The following is a 2,987-nucleotide window of genomic DNA, read 5'->3' as shown; positions in this document are numbered from 1 at the left end:
CGGCCCGGCGTCGGCGCGTCCGGCGGTCAGCCGTTCGCCACCTCGGAGCGGTCGCCGCCCCACAGCGTGTGGAACGAGCCCTCGCGGTCGGTGCGCCGGTAGGTGTGCGCCCCGAAGAAGTCACGCTGACCCTGGGTCAGCGCGGCGGGCAGCCGCTCGGCGCGCAGCGCGTCGTAGTACGAGAGCGCCGCCGCGAAGCCCGGCGTCGGCACGCCCTGGTGGACGGCGGAGGCGACGACCGCGCGCCAGTCCTCCTGCGCCGCGCCGATCTCCTCGGCGAACTGCTTGTCGGAGAGCAGGCTCGGCAGGTCGGGCCGCGCGTCGTACGCCTCGCGGATGCGGTCGAGGAACGCGGCGCGGATGATGCAGCCCGCCCGCCAGATCGCGGCCACCGAACCCAGGTCGATGTCCCAGCCGTACTCCTCGCTGCCCGCCTGGATCTGGTGGAAGCCCTGGGTGTACGACACGATCTTCGACGCGTACAGCGCCTGCTCGACCTGGTCCGCGAAGCGCGCCGCGTCGGCCTCGGGCAGCGGCGTGGCCGTCGGGCCCGGCAGCGACGCCGACGCCTCGCGCAGCGCGCCGTGCCCGGACAGCGAGCGGGCGAAGACCGCCTCGGCGATGCCGGAGACCGGAACGCCGAGGTCCAGGGCGATCTGCACGGTCCAGCGGCCGGTGCCCTTCTGCTCCGCCTGGTCGACCACGACATCGACGAACGGCTTGCCGGTGGCCTCATCCGTATGGGCCAGCACCTCGGCCGTGATCTCGATCAGATACGAGTCGAGCCGTCCGGTGTTCCAGGTCCTGAAGGTCTCGGCGATCTTCGCGGGGGAGTAGCCGGCCACCGACCGCAGCAGGTGGTACGCCTCGGCGATCAGCTGCATGTCGGCGTACTCGATGCCGTTGTGCACCATCTTCACGAAGTGCCCCGCGCCGTCCGGGCCGATGTGCGTGGAGCACGGGGCGCCGTCCTTCGCCTTGCCGGCGATCCTCTCCAGCAGCGGGCCGAGCGAGGCGTACGACTCGGTCGAGCCGCCCGGCATGATGCTCGGGCCGTGCAGCGCGCCCTCCTCGCCGCCGGAGATGCCCACGCCCACGAAGTGGATGCCCCGCTCGCGCAGCTCCTTCTCGCGGCGGCGGGTGTCGGCGAAGTGCGCGTTGCCGCCGTCGATGATGACGTCGCCCTCTTCGAGCAGCGGGGCGAACTCCTCGATGACGGCGTCGGTCGGGTCACCGGCCTTCACCATGATGACCAGGCGGCGGGGCCGCTCCAGCGCCGCCACGAACTCCTCGGCCGACTCGGCGGCCACGAACGTGCCCTCGCCGCCGAACTCGTCCACCAGGGCGCGCGTCTTCGACGCGGTGCGGTTGTGCAGGGCGACGGTGAAGCCGTTGCGGGCGAAGTTCCTGGCGAGGTTGCGGCCCATTACCGCGAGCCCGGTGACGCCGATCTGGGCAGTACCACTCATGCGTGTGCTCCTGGATGTCCGTTGGATGTCGTGCTGGTCGCTGTGCCGCGCTCCGCCGAGGGATACGTACTGCTGAACACGGCCGTTCACTCATCGTCAAGCGCCCCGGGACCTCGCGCATTCCGGGACGGCCGACGGGCCCCGGCTCGGGACCGTTCACAGAGTATTGACATGTTCTCAGCGGCGGCGTAACACTGACACCGCTCGGAGAGCGCTCTCCCGCTGCAACTCCGGTGATTCCGGCGCGGATTGCCGCACCGGCCGCACGGTCCAGCACGGTCCAGATCCACTTGTCCCCCCACCGCGCGCCCCGACGCGCGCGGCTGAAGCGGCACGGAGGTCCGCATGGCCGAGAGATTCCGCAGTACCGCCCTGATGTCCACGCTGCTCGTCGCCACCGCCCTGGCCCTGGTGGCCCTCGGGCTCACCGCGATCCCGCGCGACGCCGCCGCCGGGGCCGCCACGGCCCCGGCGGCGGGGACGGCGGCCCACATGGGGCACGCGATGGCGAACTCCGCCCTCATGCCGTCCGCGGAGGACGCCGACGGCGACGGCTACATCCCGGCGAACCCGCCGGTCACGGGCGTGCAGCCGTCCGCCGAGATCCCGCCGCACCGCTACTTCCACGAGTTCCAGGCGAACTGCGCGGTCACCCACACCCGTCCCGACGACCCGATCGTCTTCCCCGGGCAGTCCGGCGCCTCGCACGACCACACCTTCATGGGCAACAACACGACCGACGCCCACTCGACCACGGCCTCGCTGGACGCGGGCGGCACGGCGTGCAAGGCGCCCGGTGACAGGTCCGCCTACTGGATGCCGACCCTCTACAAGGGGAACACCGAGGTCCGTCCGGTGGGCCCGCAGACCATCTACTACAAGTCGGGGGTCACCGACTACCGCTCGGTCCGCCCCTTCCCCAAGGGGCTGCGCTTCGTCGTCGGCAGCCCGACGCAGTCGGCCGCCGAATTCCGCGGCCACCGGGGGTGGGTGGAAGGCTGGGAGTGCGGTAACCAGTACAACAACACCGAATTCCCGGCGAACTGCCCGACAGCTCAGGACGTCCAGCTCAACCTGCGCTTCCAGGCGCCCAGTTGCTGGGACGGAAAGTACCTGGACACCCCGAACCACCAGAGCCACATGGCCTACCCGACCGCGCAGGGCGCCAACCAGGACGTCTGCCCCGCCTCGCACCCGGTGGCGCTCCCGATGATCGAGTTCAAGATGGCCTGGCCCGTCAACGGCGACATGTCGCAGGTCAGACTCTCCAGCGGCACCGGACACTCGTTCCACTACGACTTCTTCAACGCCTGGGACGACGCCACCCTGAAGGCGCTGGTCCAGCACTGCGTCGTCGAGGGTCTCCAGTGCGACGCCCGGGGCTACGACCAGGAGCACTCGGAGGCCGGAGCCGCCCTGGACGCCGACTACGAACTGCCCTGATCCCTCCACCCCTCCCCCCCCCACCGCGCTCTCCCGCACGGGTGTGACCGCACCCGGTGGGAGAGCGCTCTCCCA

Annotated in this window: 2 protein-coding genes; one reads left to right on the top strand and one right to left on the bottom strand. The window is 71.2% G+C overall.

What is annotated here, in order from left to right:
• Positions 1–26 precede the first annotated feature (26 nt).
• Complete coding sequence (gndA, locus tag DVH02_RS33830) at positions 27–1,469, bottom strand: NADP-dependent phosphogluconate dehydrogenase (RefSeq protein ID WP_114627654.1); 1,443 nt, start codon at positions 1,467–1,469, stop codon at positions 27–29.
• 345 nt (positions 1,470–1,814) lie between these two features.
• Between gndA and DVH02_RS33825 the strand changes: the two genes are divergently transcribed.
• A complete protein-coding gene (locus DVH02_RS33825; RefSeq protein WP_114627653.1) occupies positions 1,815–2,912 on the top strand; it encodes a DUF1996 domain-containing protein in 1,098 nt (365 codons plus the stop codon).
• The last annotated feature ends 75 nt before the right edge of the window (positions 2,913–2,987 follow it).

The organism is Streptomyces corynorhini (assembly GCF_003346515.1).
GTDB classification, from domain to species: domain Bacteria; phylum Actinomycetota; class Actinomycetes; order Streptomycetales; family Streptomycetaceae; genus Streptomyces; species Streptomyces corynorhini.
This window is presented reverse-complemented; position numbering and strand designations above follow the sequence as displayed.

What these genes read in the sequence shown, in the direction of transcription:
- gndA (WP_114627654.1), bottom strand. Translation starts at nt 1,469, where the DNA reads ATGAGTGGTACTGCCCAGATCGGCGTCACCGGGCTCGCGGTAATGGGC.
- DVH02_RS33825 (WP_114627653.1), top strand. Translation starts at nt 1,815, where the DNA reads ATGGCCGAGAGATTCCGCAGTACCGCCCTGATGTCCACGCTGCTCGTC.